This window comes from Kitasatospora sp. NBC_00315 (genome assembly GCF_041435095.1).
GTDB lineage: Bacteria > Actinomycetota > Actinomycetes > Streptomycetales > Streptomycetaceae > Kitasatospora.
On the sequence record NZ_CP108025.1, the window covers coordinates 7,730,587 to 7,746,674 of the forward strand.

The window sequence follows — 16,088 nt, forward strand, 5'->3', positions numbered from 1 at the left end:
GACCGGTCTCACGGACCGGGCCGCGTTCGGCGGTCGCTCACTCCGGCTCCGGACCGGGCGGATCCGCCCCGGGCGGACCCAAGGTGCCGAGGCCGGGGGCGGTGGCCTCCGGGTGGGCGGGGGCCTGTGCCACGACCGGGTGGAAGCTCGCGGTGATGGTCTTCCCGAGCGGCTCGGGCCGGGCCTGCCAGTCGTCCGCGAGCGCGGCGACGATGGCCAGCCCGCGCCCCGAGGTGGCCCCCGCTCCGGCGTCGCCGCGCCGGGGCAGCTGGGTCGAGGAGTCGTGGACGCTGACGTGGAGGCACTCACCGTCCCAGGTGAGGACCAGCACGGCGTCGCTGCGCGCGTGGATGTGGGCGTTGGTGATCAGCTCGGAGACGGTGAGGACCACCGAGTCCGCGGTGTCCGGAGCCTGGGCCGTCCAGCCGAGCTCCGCCAGGTGTTCCCGGGCCCAGCGCCGGCCGGCCCGCACCCCGCTGGACACCGGCAGGCTGCGCGCCCAGCCCATGGCGCGAATCGAGGGATTGTGCTGCTCCATGGCCGTCGCCTCTCCGCCGGGCGTCACCGCTGCCGGGACGCGCCTGATCCGCCCGCCGCGCCCGCCGCAGGGTCTCGCTCCGGCGCCGGGCGGAGGTACCCGTGCCGGGCCGGCCGCCACCGGGGGGCCGCCGGGCACGAACGCGTCGGGATCAGGCCGTCCGACCCTGCCCCTGCGGGCGTCGGCCCGAGCGGCGGGAGAACAGTCCGAGCACGTTGACGGCGGCCAGCGCCATCCCGAGCCCGGCCGAGAAAACGATCACTGTCAGCGCCATGACCGCCATGATCTCCACTGTCCACCTCGTCCGCCCATCGGAGGCGGGGTCCGAACCTCACCCCGACGCAACCGCGTCTGCCCCGACCGCGCACAGCCATGCCGCGCTTTCGGGGCGGCTTTCGGACGCGGCGGCACGGCGGCGGACCGATACGGCGCGGTTCGGTCCGGCGCGGACCGGTACGCCGGTGCTCCGGCGGCGGTTCGGTCCGGCGGTGCTCCGTCACGGCGACCGCCGCCGCCCGGCCGGTAGGGCGGCGGGCAGCGGCGGCGGCCGTCGTCGTCAGGCCAGGATGCTGTCGTACCGGACGGACGCCTCGTCGCCGTCCGTCCCGTCCTCCTCGAAGTCGCCTTCCGTACCGGCGCCCGTCCCCGGGTCGGAGTCGGCCAGCAGGTATCCGTCCGGGGTCACGTTCAGCGGGCCGCTGTCGATCAGGCCCCGCTGCACGGCGCGGACGCCGGCCTGGAAGCGGCTGGTTGCGTCCAACTCCTGCATGATCTCGGCGATGTGCTTGCGGCAGGTACGCACGGACATGCCGAGGCAGCGCGCGATCACCTCGTCCTTGAGGCCGTCGGCCATCAGACGCAGGACGGTGCGCTTGGCGCTGCTCATGCCCGGCGCCGCCCCGCGGGTGGCGCGCTGCGGGACGTCCAGGAACGGGTTGCTCCAGCGCCAGAGCCGCTCGAAGTCGTCGGCGAGCAGGCCGACCAGCGTGGGTTCGCGGATCACCAGGGCCCGGTTCGGCCTGGTCCGGTCGCCGACGAAGGCCACCTGGCGGTCGAAGACGATCAGGCGGGTGAAGTCCTCGCCGAAGATCCGTACCTCGGCGCCCTTGCGGGTGACCTCGTTGACGTAGTCCCTGGTCGGCCCGCTGAAGACGGCGGTGTGCTGGTAGATCGTCCGCAGGCGCAGCCCGCGTTGGAGCATGGCCAGCGCACGGGGGGTGGCGTCGGCGAGCATCTCGGGCCGGCGCCCGCCGCCCGGCTGGGCGGTCAGGGTCTCCTCGCGGCACTGCGCGCCGGCCGTGTCGAGGGCCGAGCGCACCGAATCCAGGTCGTTGAGGATCTCGATCGCGGTGCAGGGCAACTCCGGCTCGGCGCCGCGTTCTTCGTACAGCGGCAGCAGGGCGCCGATCTCCTCGCGTACCCGCTCCACGTCCAACTCCCGCTGGCGGATGGCCATCTCGACCGGTGCCAGCAACGTGGTGAGCGCGGTCACGGGGTGCACCGCGCGCCAGCCGCCGCGACACGGTTTCAGCAGGCGCATGGCCAGCAGTGCGGAGACGGCCTGCCGCGCCTGCAGCGGGTCGGTTCCGGTGGCGACGGCGACGGAGTCCAGGGTGAGGACGTCCGTCTCCAGCGCGTATTTGTAGATGTCGACGCTTTTGGCATCGAGTGAAGGCAGGAGCTGGTGGAGTCCGGCATTCGGCAGGATCACGGTGTCAGCCTTACGTGGGGGGCGACGTCGGTATCGACTCGTGACGGTTGGTGTGAGTCCTACCCATACGCGGACCCGTTGGCAAGTATCTGACAGATGTCCCGGTCCGCGTCAGTCCCCGGCCAGCCTTTACACAGCGTTCATGGTCTTCGTGACGATGATGACGATTGTCGGGTATGTCGCGAGGGTCGTCGATTGTCAGCGAGCATCCGACTTCATGTCCTCACCAAGTTGCAGTGCAACTTCCTGAGACCTTGCGACTCTCCCGAACCACCGCTCCCCTCGCGCAAGCTGACACCGCCAGCACCTTCCGACCGGCGAAAGCGAGGCCAGACATGCGTTACACGCGTCATCTCCTGCTGCGGGTCTCGGCGGCACTCGCCCTCGCGGCGGGCACTCTCAGCATCCTCGGTCTCCTTCCCGGCGACCCGGGCTGGGGCTGACCGCGCGTCCCGCACCCCCCGCAGCATCCCGCGCCCGGCACCCCGCGTGGCGCAACCCGCAGCAGAGCGCACCACCGCATCCGGCACCACCCGAAGTCCGCACCGGCGCAGCGCATCCGCGGCCGGCGGGCCGCGGCGCACCCGCGGCCCGCACCACCCGTGGCGCACCCGCGGCCGCGCACAGGCAGAGCAGGGCACGTCCAACGGGCCCGGCCCGAGGAGGAGATCACGAGATGACCGAGGCGACGCAACCGCATGTGGTGCCCGGACTGCCCCCGGCGGCACGGCTGGCCATCGATTTCGACGTCGAGCGGCTGGTCGCCGACGTCACCGAACTCCGCCGCCAGGCCTGGAGTCTGCAGCGCACCTACGGGGCGGAGGGCGTGATCGACGAGGCGCCCATCGACTGGCGGGTGCTGCCGCTGCGCAGCCCCGGCGGCGACCTGGACCGGACCGACCCGGGCGGCCCCGCGCTGGTCGACTTCGAGCCGACCGCATGGCTGGAGAAGGCGCCGTACCTGGCCGAGGTGCTGGCCACCATCCCCGCCGAGATCCGCAGCGCGCGGCTGATGGCGCTCGGTCCCGGCGCCGCCTCGGCCTCGCACTTCGACAACAAGTACGGCGTCGCCTGGGGCACCGCCCGGGTGCACGTCCCGATCCTGACCCACGCCGAGGCCAGGATGTACATCGCGGACGAGCTGCAGCAGTGGCAGCCGGGTACCTTCTGGTTCGGCGACTTCAGCCAGGTCCACCGGGTGGAGAACACCGGCACCGAGACCCGGGTGCACCTGGTGATCGACACCCTGCCGACCCGGGAGCTCTTCGACCTCCTGCCGGCCGAGGTGCGGGACGCGGTCGACCCCGCCGACATCGTCTTCAGCCGCCCCCGGCAGCCGCTGGCCGCCGAGGCCGCCGACGCCTACCTGGCGAGCTTCGAGCTGCCCGAGTCCTTCACCAACTGGGAGGAGACCGAGGGCGAGTTCCTCCAGCCGCAGAAGCAGCTCGCGGCCGCCGTCGCACGCGAGGGGGAGCACCTGGTGCTCACCCTGGACGGCCGCCCCGAGTTCCGGCTGGTGCATCTCGGCGACGGCGAGTTCCGGTTCGCCGGTTGGACGGAGGAGCGCACCCTCCAGGTCGTCCCGGACGGCGAGGGCCCGCGGGTCGTCCTGCGCACCCGGGTCGGCAGCCGGGTCCAGCAGCTGGAACTCGCCGCCCGGCGCGACCCGGCAGGCTCCTAGGCCGGGCCGGGGCTGCCCCGGCCGTCCCGCCGCCCGCGCGGCGAACGGCCGGACCGGCCCCGGCCCCGACGGGGCCCCGGCCGCCCCGAGCGCCGGTACCCCTTCCGTGGCAGCGGCAGCCCTCAGAGACAGGAAACCCCACTCGGATGACCCAGACCTCGCCCTTCGCGGACGTGCTCGGCGGCCTGAGTTCCACCTCCTGGAACACGCTCGCCGAGAACCGGCTCTACTCCTCCCACGACTGGCTGCGCTTCTGCGCGAGCGACATCGGCGGGAGCACCGTCACGGGCGGGCTGCACGTACCGGTGGGCGGCGGCGGTACGGCGGCGGCGCCGGTCACCGCGGTCGAGCACGAACCCAACTCCTTCTACCAGTGGCAGGCGCACCTCTCCGCGCTGGGCCTGCCCGCCCCGGGCGAGGCCGGCCTGCTGCTCGGTCAGCGCCGCGGCTACCAGACCCATCTGCTGGCCTCGGCGGGCGTAGGGCGGGAGCAGGCGGCCGCGGCGATCCTGGACGCGCTGCAGAAGCTGCGCCTGGAGCTCGCCGGCTCGCAGCTGCTGCCGTCCACGCCCGCCGACCGGCCGGTGCCCGCCTTCGGCCTCTTCCTCACCACCCCGGACGTGCTGGCACTGCGGGCCGCCGGGGCCGCGGGCCCCCCGCTGCTGCTCGCGGCGGACGCCTGGATACCGATCCCGCAGGGCGGTTGGCAGCAGTGGCTGGAGGGGCTGCCGTCCAAACGGCGGGTGGACATGGTCCGCCGGGACGTCAAGCGGTTCGAGGAGGCCGGCTACCGGGTCACCGTCGCCCCGCTCGGCTCCTGCTACACCGAGGCGGCGGAGCTGCTCGTCGGCACCCAGGCCCGATACGGCCACGCCTCGGACCCGGTGGTGCTCGCCGAGTCCTTCCGGCGCCAGGCCGAGGCCATGGGCGACGCCGCGCAGGTCGCGTTCTGCGGCCTGCCGGGACAACCCCCGGTCGGCTTCTGCCTCTACTACGTCTGGGGGGACACCCTCTACCTGCGCGCGGCGGGCTTCGACTACGGCCGACTCCAGGACGCCTGCGAGTACTTCAACACGGTCTACTACGCGCCGATCCGGGCCGCCGGGGAGGCCGGCTGCCGCTGGGTGCACGCCGGCATCGAGGCCGCCGACGCCAAGGCGCTGCGGGGCGCGGAGCTGCGGCCGCTGTGGCTGCTGGACCTCGCCGAGGACAGCACCTCGGCCGCGCACGCGGACACCGTCCGCGCGCACAACGCCGAGGAGCTCCGCCGCCTCACCGGGTCGTCCGGCGCGGTGGCCAAGGCCGTGGCCACCGAGGCGTTCGCCCCGTTCTGCTGACCGGCACCCGCCCCGGGCCGCCCGACCGAGCCCGGCCCCGGCTCCGCCCGACCCTCCCGACGCCACCCGATGGGACTGCCATGCCTACCGACCTCAGAAGCCGCAGCGCGGCACTGGCCATCACCCCGGACTTCGCCCGGTTCTGGCTGGGCCAGGCGGTCGGAAACCTGGCCGGCAAGAGCATCACGCTGCTCATCCCGCTGGTGGCCGTGGTGGCGCTGGACGCCGGTCCGTCCGAGGTCGGGCTGCTGAACGCGGCGCAGTTCGTACCCCTGCTGATCTTCACGCTGTTCGCGGGGGCCTGGCTGAGCGGCCGTCCGCACCGGCCGACGCTGATCACGGCCAACGCGGTCAACGCCCTGCTGCTCGCCCTGGTACCGCTCGCGATGGCCCTGGACGGGCTGAACATCGACCTGTTGTACACGGTGGTCTTCGCGATCGGCGCGGTCACCTGCTTCGGCGACGTGTGCGCCCTCGCCTACGCGCCGGTGCTCGTCCGGGGCGAACAACTCGTGGTCGCCAACAGCAGGTTGGAGACCACCTACGCCCTGGCGACGGTCGCGGCCCCCGGTGTCGGCGGCATCCTGCTCGGCACACTGGGCGGCGCGACCTCGCTGACCCTCGGAGTGGCGGCCTACCTGGCCGCCGTGGCAGCATTCCTGACGATACGTCAGCGCAGTGTCCCGGCGGTGGCGAGCGCCGGCGCCGCGCGACGCGGGACCTTCCGGCTGATCGGGGAGGGCCTGCGGTTCTCCTGGCGGGTGCCGCTGCTGCGCCGGCTCACCCTGCAGGCCGCCTGGTTCAACCTCTTCGAGCAGGCCGTGCTCACCCTCTACCTGGTCTACACCGTCCGCGAACTGCACTTCTCCCCCTGGCTGCTGGGGCTGACGATGACCCTGGGCGGCGCCGGATCCGTGCTCGGGTCGTTCGCCGCGGCCCCGCTCGGCCGCCGCCTCGGCGCCGCCCGGACGCTGATCGTCGGGATGGGCCTGGCCTCGGTCGGACCGATCGTCATCCCGCTGGTCTCCGGCCCCGAGGTGGTCACGGCGGCCGTCTGCACCGTGGCCTTCGTGGTGTACGGCCTCGGGCTCACCGTCTTCAACATCTTCAGCCTCACCGCCCGCCAGCGCACCACACCCGACGGTCTGCTGGCACCGGCCTCCGCCACCAACCGCTTCGTGGCCTTCGGCACCATTGGCATCGGCGCCGCACTCGGCGGCGCGGCCGGCAAATGGCTGGGGCTGCAGCCCGCGCTGCTGCTCGCCACCGCCGGCCTGGTCGCCGGATGGCTGGTCTTCACGGTCAGCCTGGTGCGCTCCGGGTCCGACGGGGCGGGCGGCCGGCACGAGGATCCGGCGGCCGCCCCCGCCGAGCCGGCCGACCGGGTCGTGGGCGCGGACAGCAGATGAGCAGCAGCCGGCCCGGCGGCCCGCCGCCGACCGGTCCGAGGACCGACCCACACCCCCGATCCCACCCCTGAAACGAGGACCCGCCATGCCGTCCGCGCCCCTCGCCCCCTCCGCACCCGACTCCCCGGACGACCGGCCCGAAGCCCTGCTCCTGATGGGCGACCTCGTGGTGCTCGCCCGCCAGGGCCGGCTGATCACCGAGGCCCGCCGCCGGGGCCTGGCCCCGCTCGCGGTGGTGAGCCGGGACACCGACCTGGCGCGGCTCGCCGAGCTGCGGGCCGACCCGGAGCACGCGCTCTCCGGACTCGCCGACGTCGTCCAGGTGGCCGACGCGCAGGTGGCCACCGTGGCCCCCGCCGTCCAGCCGCTGCTGCGCCGCTACCGGGTGCGCGGCCTGATCTCGGTGGGGGAGGTCTTCGTCGAACCCGTGGGCGTCCTCGCCGACGTCCTCGGGCTGCCCGGCACCGGTTCGGCGGCCGCGCTCACCTGTCGCAACAAGCTGCTCCAGCGCACCGCCGCGCCGGCCTACGCACCGGCCTGGCAGACCGTCCCCGCCGACCGGCGGGCGGACTTCACGCTGCCGGCGGAGCAGCTGCCCGCGGTGGTCAAGCCGGCCGGCCGCTTCTACAGCTCCGGTGTCCGGCTGGTGCACACCCAGGCGGAACTGACCGCCGCCCTCGGCGCGCTGGCGGACCACGAGATCGCCCTGGTGGAGAGCCGGGTGGCGGGGCCGGAGTACTCGGTCGAGGCACTGGTCCAGGGCGGCGAGGTGCTCTGGTCCGGGGTCACCGGCAAGGAGAGCAACGAATCCGGCGGGACGTTCTTCACCGAGGTCGAGCACACCTCCCCGGCCGTCCTGGACGAGCCCTCGCGCACGGCGCTGGTCGAGGCCAACCGGGAGGTGCTGCGCCTGGTCGGGCTCCGGGACGGGATCACCCACGCCGAGTACCGGTTGACCGAGGACGGCGTGGTGCTGATGGAGGTGGCCGCCCGGCTGCCGGGGGACGCCATCACCTTCCTGTGGGAGCTGGCGACCGGCGAGGGAGTGGAACCGGTCATGATCGACCTCGCCCTCGGGGTCCCGACCCGCTACCCCGAGCCCCGGCGCCGGGCCCGCCAGACCTTCGTCGACCACCCGCACGGCCGGCTGCGGGACGTCACCGCCGAGGGCGCCGAGGTCTCCTGGATCGTCCGGGACGACCGCTGGCCGCTGCTCGCGCCGCTCGGCCCGGACGCCCCGGCCGCCCTGCGCGGGGTGCTGGTAGGCCGCCGCGCCGGGGATCTGCTCGGCCCCCTGGTGGACTCGGGCCACCGCTCCGCCTCCCTGATCGTCGACAGCCCGCTCGACGACTCCATCGACCGGGCCACCAAGACCTTCGCCGACCGGGTGCGCGTCCTCGTCGACCCGGCGCCCGCCGGCTGAGAGTGCGTACGGCCCTGTTCACCGTCCGGCACCACCCCTACGAACAACCGGAGAGGACCATGTCCGCAACTGCCACCGACTGCCTGGTTTGCGACAGCGCGCTGGAGATCCAGCAGGAGTGGGAGGTCGGGGAGATCGTGGAGTGCGGCTCCTGCGGCCAGGAGCACGAGGTCGTCGAGAAGTCCGCGGCCGCCACCCGGGTCGAGCTCGCGCCCGAGGTCGAGGAGGACTGGGGCGAATGAGCCCGCGGCCCGACGACGTCCTCCTCTCGCTCACCATGCTCCGCCCGGAGGAACGGCTGCTCCTGGACGCCCTGCGCGTCCGGGGGCTGGCCGTGCGCACCGCGCTGCCGCCCGACCTCGCCGACGTGCTGTCGGGCCGGGTCGAGCCGCCGCGGCTGGTGGTGCTCAGGAACCTCTCGCACCGGGAGGCGATCGGCACCGCGCGACGGCTGGAACAGGCCGGTGTGCCGACCTTCAACCGGGCGGCGGCGATCGAGGTCTGCAACGACAAGGGCCTGCAGGCCCTGCTGTTCGCCCGGCACGGGATCGCCCATCCGCGCTCGCTGCACGCCTTCACCCACGACCAGGTCCGTACGGCCGTCGAGGCGGTCGGCCGGCCCGCCGTGGTGAAACCGGTCAGCGGCTCCTGGGGCCGCGGCGTGGTGCGACTGTCGGACGAGGAGGCCCTGGAGGTCTGGATCGGCGCCCGCGAGTCGGTGGACGCGGCCGGCAAGCTGTTCCCCGTCCTGGTCCAGGAGTACGTGGACAAGCCCGGCCACGACCTGCGGGTGGTGGTGGTCGGCCGCGAGCCGGTGGTCGCCATCCGGCGGATCTCGCAGGACTGGCGGACCAACACCCACCTCGGCGCCGAGGTCGAACGGGCCGAGATCACCGACGAGATGGCCAAACTCTGCCTCGCCGCCGTCGACCTGCTCGGCGAGGGCTTCTACGGCATCGACCTGATCGAGGACCGCGCCACCGGTACGACCGCCGTCCTGGAGGTCAACGCCAACCCCGAGTTCGCCCGCTCCTCGGCCCGGCACGGCGTCGACGTGGCCGGCCGGCTGGCCACCTACCTCGCCGGGAGCCTGCTCGGCTGACCCGGGCCTCCACTGCCGCGCACCACCCCCTGCCCGCGCACCACCCACGAAGAGGGTTCGATGGAACTGTTCGACACGGCGGTCGTGCTGACCCGGGTCATGACCTCGGGGACCGTGATGAGCATCGAGAAGAGTGACCGGGAACTACCCGGACTGGAAAGGCAGTTGACCAGGGCCACCGGCCGCGCCCAGGCCGTCCTGGTGAACAGCGCCAGCGCGGCCGTGCACGCCGCGCTGGCCGGCCTCGGGATCGGCCACGGCGACACCGCCGACCTGCCGGGCCTCGACCCGCGCACCGCCGCGTTCGTCGCCTGGCTGGGCGTCACCGCGCGGGACGAGGCCGGCCGCCCGCCGGCCTTCGACCGGATCGCGTTGGACGCACGGAACGCCGACCGGCTCGGCGAGCTGGCGCGCGCACACGGCGACGCCGCGGCCCCGGCCCTGGTGGTCGACCTCACCGGGCTCGGCTTCGGCCCGGCCGCCGCCGTGCTGACCGACGACCCGTCGGTCCGGGCCCGCGCCGAACGCCTGAAGATCTTCGGCGCGTACGACCTGCGCACCATGTGGACCCAGGAGGAGGCCGACGCCGACCTCGTCCCGGGCGTCCAGTTCAACTACCGGCTGAGCCCGCTGGTCGCCGCCTGCGTGCGGATGGCCCTCGTCCAGGCCGGCGCGCCGGCCCCGTCAGGAGCGTCCACGTGATCACCGACTTTCCCGCGGCACCCCTGCCGCTGCCCCGCCCCGAGGAACTCGACGCCCAGCTGGCGGACCTCGGCGGCGAGCCGATCATCCCCAAGGACCAGCGCCGCACGGTCTTCCCGGTCATCACCAAGGAAGACGTCTTCGCCATGCTGCTCGCCCAGCGCAGCAGGCCCGAGAAGGTCGTCGACGACTTCGCCGAGGCCTACCGCTCCTACGTCGGCGCCCACCGGGCGCTGCCGACCGCCAGCGGCACCTCCAGCCTGCACCTCGCCCTGGTCGGCGCGGGCGTGCGGCCCGGCGACGAGGTGATCGTCCCCGCCTTCACCTTCATCGCCACCGCCCAGGCCGTGGTCGCCGCGGGGGCGGTCCCGGTCTTCGCCGACATCGACCCGCTCACCTACTGCCTCGACCCCGCGGCCGCCGAGGCGGCCGTCACCGAACGCACCCGGGCCGTCATGCCCGTCCACGTGCACGGCCTGCCGGCCGACGTGCCGGCCCTGCGCGCCCTCACCGACCGGCACGGCCTGGCCCTGGTCGAGGACGCCTCGCACGCCCACTCCGCCACCCTCGGCGGCGCGGTGGCCGGATCGCTCGGCGACGCCGCCGGGCAGAGCCTGATGGCCGACAAGAACTTCCCGCTCGGCGGCGAGGGCGGGATCGCCTTCTTCGCCACCGACGAGGCCCACCAGCGGGCGATGGACTACCTGGAGCGCCACGGCATCGACTACGGCATGTCCTGGATCGCGGCCGCCTTCGGCAGCAGCCAGCTGCGCCGGCTGCCCTACTACGACGCCGTCCGGGCCCGCAACGCCGCCCTGCTGGCGCAGTCCCTCGCGCAGACCGGCCTGTTCCACCCGCCGTACGTGCCCGAGGGCAGCACCCACGCGTACAACATGTACCGGATCACCCTCGTCCCGGAGGCCGTCGGCCTGGAGGACCTGCCCGTGCACGCCGTCAAGGAGGCCGTGCACCGGCTGCTCGTCGCCGAGGGCGTGCCGGCCCGGGAGTGGCAGAACACCCCGATCCCCTGCCACCTGCCGTTCCGCCGGCGGACCGGCTTCGGCGGCGGCTACCCGTTCACGCTGAACCCGGGAGCCGTCCGCGACCACCGCCCCGAGGACTTCCCCGCCGTCCTCGCCATGCTGGAGAGCACCCTGGTGCTCTGCCGGGAGCTGCGCTCCCCGGTCGAGTACGAGCGGGCACTGCGCTACGCGGACGCGTTCACCAAGGTCGCCCGCCGCCCGGACGCGATCCGCAAGCTGGCCACCGAGCGGGAGTACCCGCGCCCCCACGAGCGGGCGGCCCGCCTTGGCTGAGCACAACGCCCCCGCCGGGCGTCCGATCACCGTCGCGGTCCTCGGCGCGACCGGGTACACCGGCGCCGAGCTGATCCGGCTGCTCCTCGACCACCCGCACACCGAGATCGCCTTCCTCTCCTCCGAGCAGAGCGCCGGCCGCTCCGTGGGCGCGGTGCTGCCGTGGCTGCGCAACCACCCGGCCGCGGCGCAGCTCAAACTGCGCCCGCTCGACGAACTCACCGAGGTCGACGTCGCCTTCGGCTGCCTGCCCGGCGGCCGACTGCCGGCCCGGATGGCACTGGTGGCCGAACGGGCCAAGCGGGTGCTCAACCTGGCCGGGGACTTCCGGCTGCGCGACCCCGAGCAGGCCGCCGCCCACTACCCGGCCTCCGCCGACTGGCCCGAGCCCTTCGCCTACCACGTACCGGAGTTCGCGGACGTGCCGGAGAACCGGTTCGTCAACCTGCCGGGCTGCATGGCCGCCGCCACGCTCTACGCCCTGCACCCGCTGCTCGCCCACGGGCTGGTGGAGCCCGATGTCGTGGTCGACGCCAAGACCGGCTCCAGCGGCTCCGGCCGGGGCTCCACCGAGCACCCGGCCGACCGCACCGGCAACTTCCGCGTCCACCGGCTGCACGGCCACCGGCACGCCCCGGAGATCGTCCAGGCCCTGAACGACTACGCCGGCGCCGCGCCCGACCTGCAGTTCTCCACCTACAGCCTGGACACCGCGCGCGGCATCGTGGTCAGCGCCTACAGCCGGCTGCGACCGGGCGTCGGCGCGCTGGACGTCCGACGGGCGTACGCCAAGTCGTACGCCCGGACGCCGTTCGTCCGGCTGCGCCCCTCGCCGAAGTCCCCCCAGGACCACCCGATGCTGAAATCCGTGGTCGGCTCGAACGTCGCCGAGGTGGCGGTCTCCGTACGCGACGGCCGCTGCGTCACCGTGGCCGCGCTGGACAACCTGCTCAAGGGCGCGGCCGGCCAGGCCGTCCAGACCCTCAACCGGCTGCACGGGCTGCCCGAGGCCACCGGCCTGCCGTTCACGGCGGTGGCGCCGTGACCCGGCCGCTGTACGTCGTCAAGCTCGGCAGCGCCACGCTGGAGCACCCGGGGATCTTCGAGGAGGTCGCGGCACTGTCCCGGCGGGGCGCCCGGGTCCTGCTGGTGGCGGGCGGCGCGGCGGGCATCGAACGGCACTACGCCGCCGTCGGGCGCCCGATCCCCTGGCTCGACCTCGCCAACGGCGACCGCGTACGGCACGTGCCTCCGGCCGAGATCCCGCATCTGATCGCCGCCTACGAGCAGGTCACCCTGCCGCTGGTGGAGGCCGGGCTCGGCGCCCTCGGCCTGCGAGTGTTCACCGGGGCGGCGGCCCGGACCGGCCTGGTGTCGGGCCGCGCCAACCGGCCGCTGAAAGCCGTCTCGCAGGGCCGCGCGCGGGTGGTGCGCGACCACCGCGCGGGTGTGGTGGCCGAGGTCGACGCCGAGCGGCTGGCCGTCCTGCTGGACGCCTACGACGTGGTCTGCGTCAGCCCGCCGGTGCTCGACCTCGACGGCGGCAGCGCACTGAACGTGGACGCCGACGTGCTGGCCGCCGAACTGGCCACCGCGACCGGCGCCGACCACCTGCGGCTGGTCACCGGCACCGCCGGGCTGCTCACCGACCCGGCCGATCCGCACTCCACGCTGCGGCACACCCATCCGGGCGAGGCCGCCCGGTACGCCGGCGGACGGATGCGCCAGAAGGTCAGGGCCGCCGAACTCGCCCTGGCCGGCAGCGCCGACGTGGCGATCACCGGGCCGCACACCCTGGGCCGCCCGGACGGCTGGACCCGCTTCTGGCGCGCCCCCGCCCCCGCCCCGGACCTCGAACTCCTCGGCCGCGCCGTGCAGATCCCCTCCGTCTCCGGGGACGAGCGCGAACTGGCCGACCTGCTCCTCCAGTGGTGCGCCGAGCGGGGCGTCAGTGCCCGCATCGACGAGGCGGGCAACCTGGTGGCGGTCCGCGGCGACGGCCCCCGCCGCCTGCTGCTGCTCGGGCACCTTGACACCGTCCCGTTCCACTGGCCGGTCCGCTGGGACGGCGAGACCCTGCACGGCCGGGGAAGCGTGGACGCGAAGCCGGCCCTGGTCGCCTTCCTGGAGGTGCTGGCCGACGCGGACGTCCCCGAGGACGGGCAACTGCGTGTGGTCGGCGCCGTCGAGGAGGAGATCTCCTCCTCCAAGGGCGCCTTCCACGTCCGTGACCACTACCCGGCCGACGCGGTGGTGGTCGGCGAACCGAGTGGGGCCGGCGCCCTGACCCTCGGCTACTTCGGTCTCTACAAGCTGCGGATCACCGCGACGGTGAGCAGCGGGCACTCCGCCGGCTACGACGCGCTGTCCGCCCCGGACGCCCTGCTGCGGGCACTGGAGCGCACCCGCGGCGCCGTGCTGAAGGTCGCGCCCGGCGCGCTGGACGCGGTGATCACCGTCGACTCCGCCGCGGCGCGGGGGGTGCAGCGCGCGACGGGGGTGCTCAACTTCCGGGTGCCGCCCGACGCGGACCTCGCGGCGATGCGCGAGGCGGCCCGGGAGCAGGCCGGCGACGGCGTGGAGGTGACCGAGCTGCGCGCCACGCCAGGCGTCGCCGGCGGTCGGACCAGCCCACCGGTGCGGGCGTTCGGCCGGGCGTTCGCCCGGGCGGGCATCCGCCCCCGCTTCCTGGTCAAGAAGGGCACCTCGGACATGAACACCCTGGCCACCACCTGGCAGGGCGTCCCCATGGTCGCCTACGGCGCCGGCGACGCCGCGCTGGACCACACCGACCGGGAGCAGCTCGACGCGCAGGAGTACCGGACCGCCCGCGAGGTGCTGGCGGCGGCCGTGGCGGGCTGGTTCGGGGCGCCCCCGGCCGGCGGCGCCGACCGGGCCGGGCAGGAGGAGCGGGCATGAGCGTGCTGTCGACCGGCCCGGCGCCGGCCACCGAGGACACCGACCGAGTGGTCGCCGAGCTCACCGAACGGGCCCTGGCCGCCCGCCGGTTGATCATCGACATGGCGGCCGGTCCGAGAGGCTGCCACCTCGGCGGCAGCCTCTCGGTGACGGACATCCTGATCGCGGCCCTGCACCGGGCCGGGCAGGACGAGGCCACCCGGGTGGTGCTCAGCAAGGGGCACGCCGCGGCGGCGCTCTACGCGGCGCTGCACGTCAGCGGCGTGCTGCCGGAGAACCCGGCGCCGCTGTACGCCGAACCCGGGCACCATTTCACCGGCCACCCGAACCACGTACTGCCGGGCGTGCTCTTCCCGACCGGCAGCCTGGGTCACGGCCTGCCCTACGCGGCCGGCTGGGCGCTGGCCCAGCGGCTCTCCGGCACACCCGGGCTCACGGTGGCGGTGCTCGGTGACGGCGAACTCCAGGAGGGGCTGGTCTGGGAGGCCTGCCAGGTGGCGGCCGCCCGGCGGCTCGGCGCTCTCACGGTGGTGGTGGACCGCAACGGCGGGCAGAACGACGGCCTGGTCGCGGACATCTCCCCGTTGCCGAACCTGGTCGAGCGGTTCACGGCGTTCGGCTTCGAGGCCACCGAGGTGGACGGGCACAACCCCTCGGAACTGCACGCGGTGTTCCGCGCGCGGCGCGATCCGGACGGGCCACCGCTGGCGGTGGTCGCCCACACCGTCAAGGGCAAGGGCGTGCGGGCCGTGGAGGGCAAGGCGGGCTCCCACTACGTGTCGATCGATGCCGCGAAGGCGGCCAAGTGGAAGCGGTTCGTGAAGTGACCCTCACCCGACTGCCCGCCGACAGGGCGGAGCACCCGGAGCCCGCGGCCTCCGCCGAGCCGGCCTCCCTCGAAGCGGCTGCCGCCGAAGCGGCTGCCGCCGTGCCGGAGGCCGCCGTGCTGGCCGGCCGGGACGCCTACCGCGCCGAACTGACCCGGCTCGCCCGGACCGACCCGCGCATCCTGTGCCTGGAGGCCGATCTCGGTGGCCGCAGCCACCCGTTCGCCGAGGAGCACCCCGACCGGTTCTTCAACCTGGGCATCGCCGAGGGCGCCATGATCGACATGGCGGCCGGCCTCGCGATGGCCGGCTACCGCCCGTTCGTCAGCACCTTCGCCCCCTTCGCGGCCCTCCGGGCGGCCGAGAGCCTCAAACTCGGCCTCGGCTACCTCGGCGCCGGGGTGAGCGTGGTGGCGCCGTACGCGGGAGTGTCCGGCGCGTGGTTCGGCACCACGCACCACTGCCTGGAGGACCTGGCGGTGGTCGGGAGCATCCCCGGCGTGACCATCGCCGCCCCCTACGGGGAGGCCGAGATGCGGGCCGTGATCCGCTCCGCCGCCGCCTCGGGGCGGCCGCACTACATCCGGACCGGCCGCAACGCCACGCCGGTGGGGCTGCACCCGGCGGCGGACGCGGCGGTGCCGGTGGTCCGCTGGGACGCCCTCGGCGGCGCGGCCGGCGCCGAGGCCGAGGTCTGCCTGGTGTCGGTCGGTGAGGTCGGTACCGAGCTGTGCCTGGCGGCCCGGGCGATGCGTCCGGAGCTGGCCCACGCCCACCTCTGCTACCTGGACCAGGAGCACCTGGCCACGGCGGCGGCGGAGTTGGCCGAGCGGCACTCCCGCTTCCTGGTGGTCGAGGAGCACCGCCCGGTCGGCGGTGTCGCGGCCGGTCTGGCCCTGCTGATGCCGCGGTGCACCGTCATCGGCGCGAACGCAGGATCGACCTGGCCCTCCGGCGGCGGCGACCACGAGCACGTCCTCGCCGAACTGGGGCTCGACCTGGCCGCCGTCCTCGACGCGGCCGACCGCGCGGCCCGGCACTGAACCGGCGCGCGCACCGCGGCCCCCGGGCCGGCGGTGCGCGCGCCGGAGCCCGCGGTGCGGGTCCGGCGCCCATGCCTCGG

Annotated in this window: 15 protein-coding genes; 12 read left to right on the forward strand and 3 right to left on the reverse strand. The window is 74.5% G+C overall.

Annotated features, from left to right (window positions below; genetic code table 11):
• Nucleotides 1-37: 37 nt before the first annotated feature.
• From OG823_RS32065 to OG823_RS32075, 3 genes are all read right to left on the reverse strand, one after another.
• Complete coding sequence (locus OG823_RS32065) at nucleotides 38-538, reverse strand: ATP-binding protein (RefSeq protein ID WP_371483729.1); 501 nt, start codon at nucleotides 536-538, stop codon at nucleotides 38-40.
• Between the two features lie 151 nt (nucleotides 539-689).
• Nucleotides 690-812 (reverse strand): hypothetical protein, encoded by a 123-nt coding sequence (locus OG823_RS32070; RefSeq protein WP_371483731.1) that lies wholly within the window; start codon nucleotides 810-812, stop codon nucleotides 690-692.
• Between the two features lie 282 nt (nucleotides 813-1,094).
• Entirely contained in the window at nucleotides 1,095-2,249 is a 1,155-nt protein-coding gene (locus OG823_RS32075) for a LuxR C-terminal-related transcriptional regulator (RefSeq protein WP_371483732.1), read from the reverse strand.
• 676 nt (nucleotides 2,250-2,925) lie between these two features.
• Here OG823_RS32075 and OG823_RS32080 point away from each other — a divergent pair.
• The 12 genes from OG823_RS32080 (at nucleotide 2,926) to OG823_RS32135 (ending at nucleotide 16,008) form a co-directional block, all read left to right on the forward strand.
• Nucleotides 2,926-3,930 carry an aspartyl/asparaginyl beta-hydroxylase domain-containing protein gene (locus OG823_RS32080; RefSeq protein ID WP_371483733.1) on the forward strand — a complete coding sequence of 335 codons (1,005 nt, stop codon included), beginning with the start codon at nucleotides 2,926-2,928 and terminating at the stop codon, nucleotides 3,928-3,930.
• 146 nt (nucleotides 3,931-4,076) lie between these two features.
• Nucleotides 4,077-5,267, forward strand: a complete 1,191-nt coding sequence (locus OG823_RS32085) for a GNAT family N-acetyltransferase (RefSeq protein WP_371483735.1) — start codon at nucleotides 4,077-4,079, stop codon at nucleotides 5,265-5,267.
• A gap of 80 nt (nucleotides 5,268-5,347) precedes the next feature.
• Nucleotides 5,348-6,676 (forward strand): MFS transporter, encoded by a 1,329-nt coding sequence (locus OG823_RS32090; RefSeq protein WP_371483737.1) that lies wholly within the window; start codon nucleotides 5,348-5,350, stop codon nucleotides 6,674-6,676.
• An 85-nt stretch (nucleotides 6,677-6,761) separates the two neighbouring features.
• Nucleotides 6,762-8,099: an acetyl-CoA carboxylase biotin carboxylase subunit family protein gene (locus OG823_RS32095; RefSeq protein ID WP_371483739.1), complete on the forward strand. Its 1,338-nt coding sequence runs from the start codon at nucleotides 6,762-6,764 to the stop codon at nucleotides 8,097-8,099.
• A 59-nt stretch (nucleotides 8,100-8,158) separates the two neighbouring features.
• On the forward strand, nucleotides 8,159-8,341 hold the full coding sequence (locus OG823_RS32100; protein WP_371483741.1) for a lysine biosynthesis protein LysW: 183 nt from the start codon (nucleotides 8,159-8,161) through the stop codon (nucleotides 8,339-8,341).
• A complete protein-coding gene (locus OG823_RS32105; protein WP_371483743.1) occupies nucleotides 8,338-9,201 on the forward strand; it encodes a RimK family alpha-L-glutamate ligase in 864 nt (287 codons plus the stop codon). The genes OG823_RS32100 and OG823_RS32105 overlap by 4 nt, the downstream gene beginning before the upstream one ends.
• Before the next feature lie 60 nt (nucleotides 9,202-9,261).
• Nucleotides 9,262-9,903, forward strand: a complete 642-nt coding sequence (locus tag OG823_RS32110) for a degT/DnrJ/EryC1/StrS aminotransferase (RefSeq protein WP_371483744.1) — start codon at nucleotides 9,262-9,264, stop codon at nucleotides 9,901-9,903.
• Nucleotides 9,900-11,219, forward strand: a complete 1,320-nt coding sequence (locus OG823_RS32115) for an aminotransferase class I/II-fold pyridoxal phosphate-dependent enzyme (protein ID WP_371483746.1) — start codon at nucleotides 9,900-9,902, stop codon at nucleotides 11,217-11,219. Before OG823_RS32110 ends, OG823_RS32115 begins: the two co-directional genes overlap by 4 nt.
• Nucleotides 11,212-12,264 (forward strand): N-acetyl-gamma-glutamyl-phosphate reductase, encoded by a 1,053-nt coding sequence (gene argC, locus OG823_RS32120; protein WP_371483747.1) that lies wholly within the window; start codon nucleotides 11,212-11,214, stop codon nucleotides 12,262-12,264. Before OG823_RS32115 ends, argC begins: the two co-directional genes overlap by 8 nt.
• A complete protein-coding gene (locus OG823_RS32125) occupies nucleotides 12,261-14,138 on the forward strand; it encodes a M20/M25/M40 family metallo-hydrolase (RefSeq protein ID WP_371483748.1) in 1,878 nt (625 codons plus the stop codon). The genes argC and OG823_RS32125 overlap by 4 nt, the downstream gene beginning before the upstream one ends.
• Nucleotides 14,135-14,965, forward strand: coding sequence for a 1-deoxy-D-xylulose-5-phosphate synthase N-terminal domain-containing protein (locus tag OG823_RS32130; protein WP_371483749.1), 831 nt, complete (start codon nucleotides 14,135-14,137; stop codon nucleotides 14,963-14,965). Before OG823_RS32125 ends, OG823_RS32130 begins: the two co-directional genes overlap by 4 nt.
• Nucleotides 14,962-16,008 (forward strand): transketolase, encoded by a 1,047-nt coding sequence (locus tag OG823_RS32135; protein WP_371483750.1) that lies wholly within the window; start codon nucleotides 14,962-14,964, stop codon nucleotides 16,006-16,008. The genes OG823_RS32130 and OG823_RS32135 overlap by 4 nt, the downstream gene beginning before the upstream one ends.
• Nucleotides 16,009-16,088 lie beyond the last annotated feature (80 nt).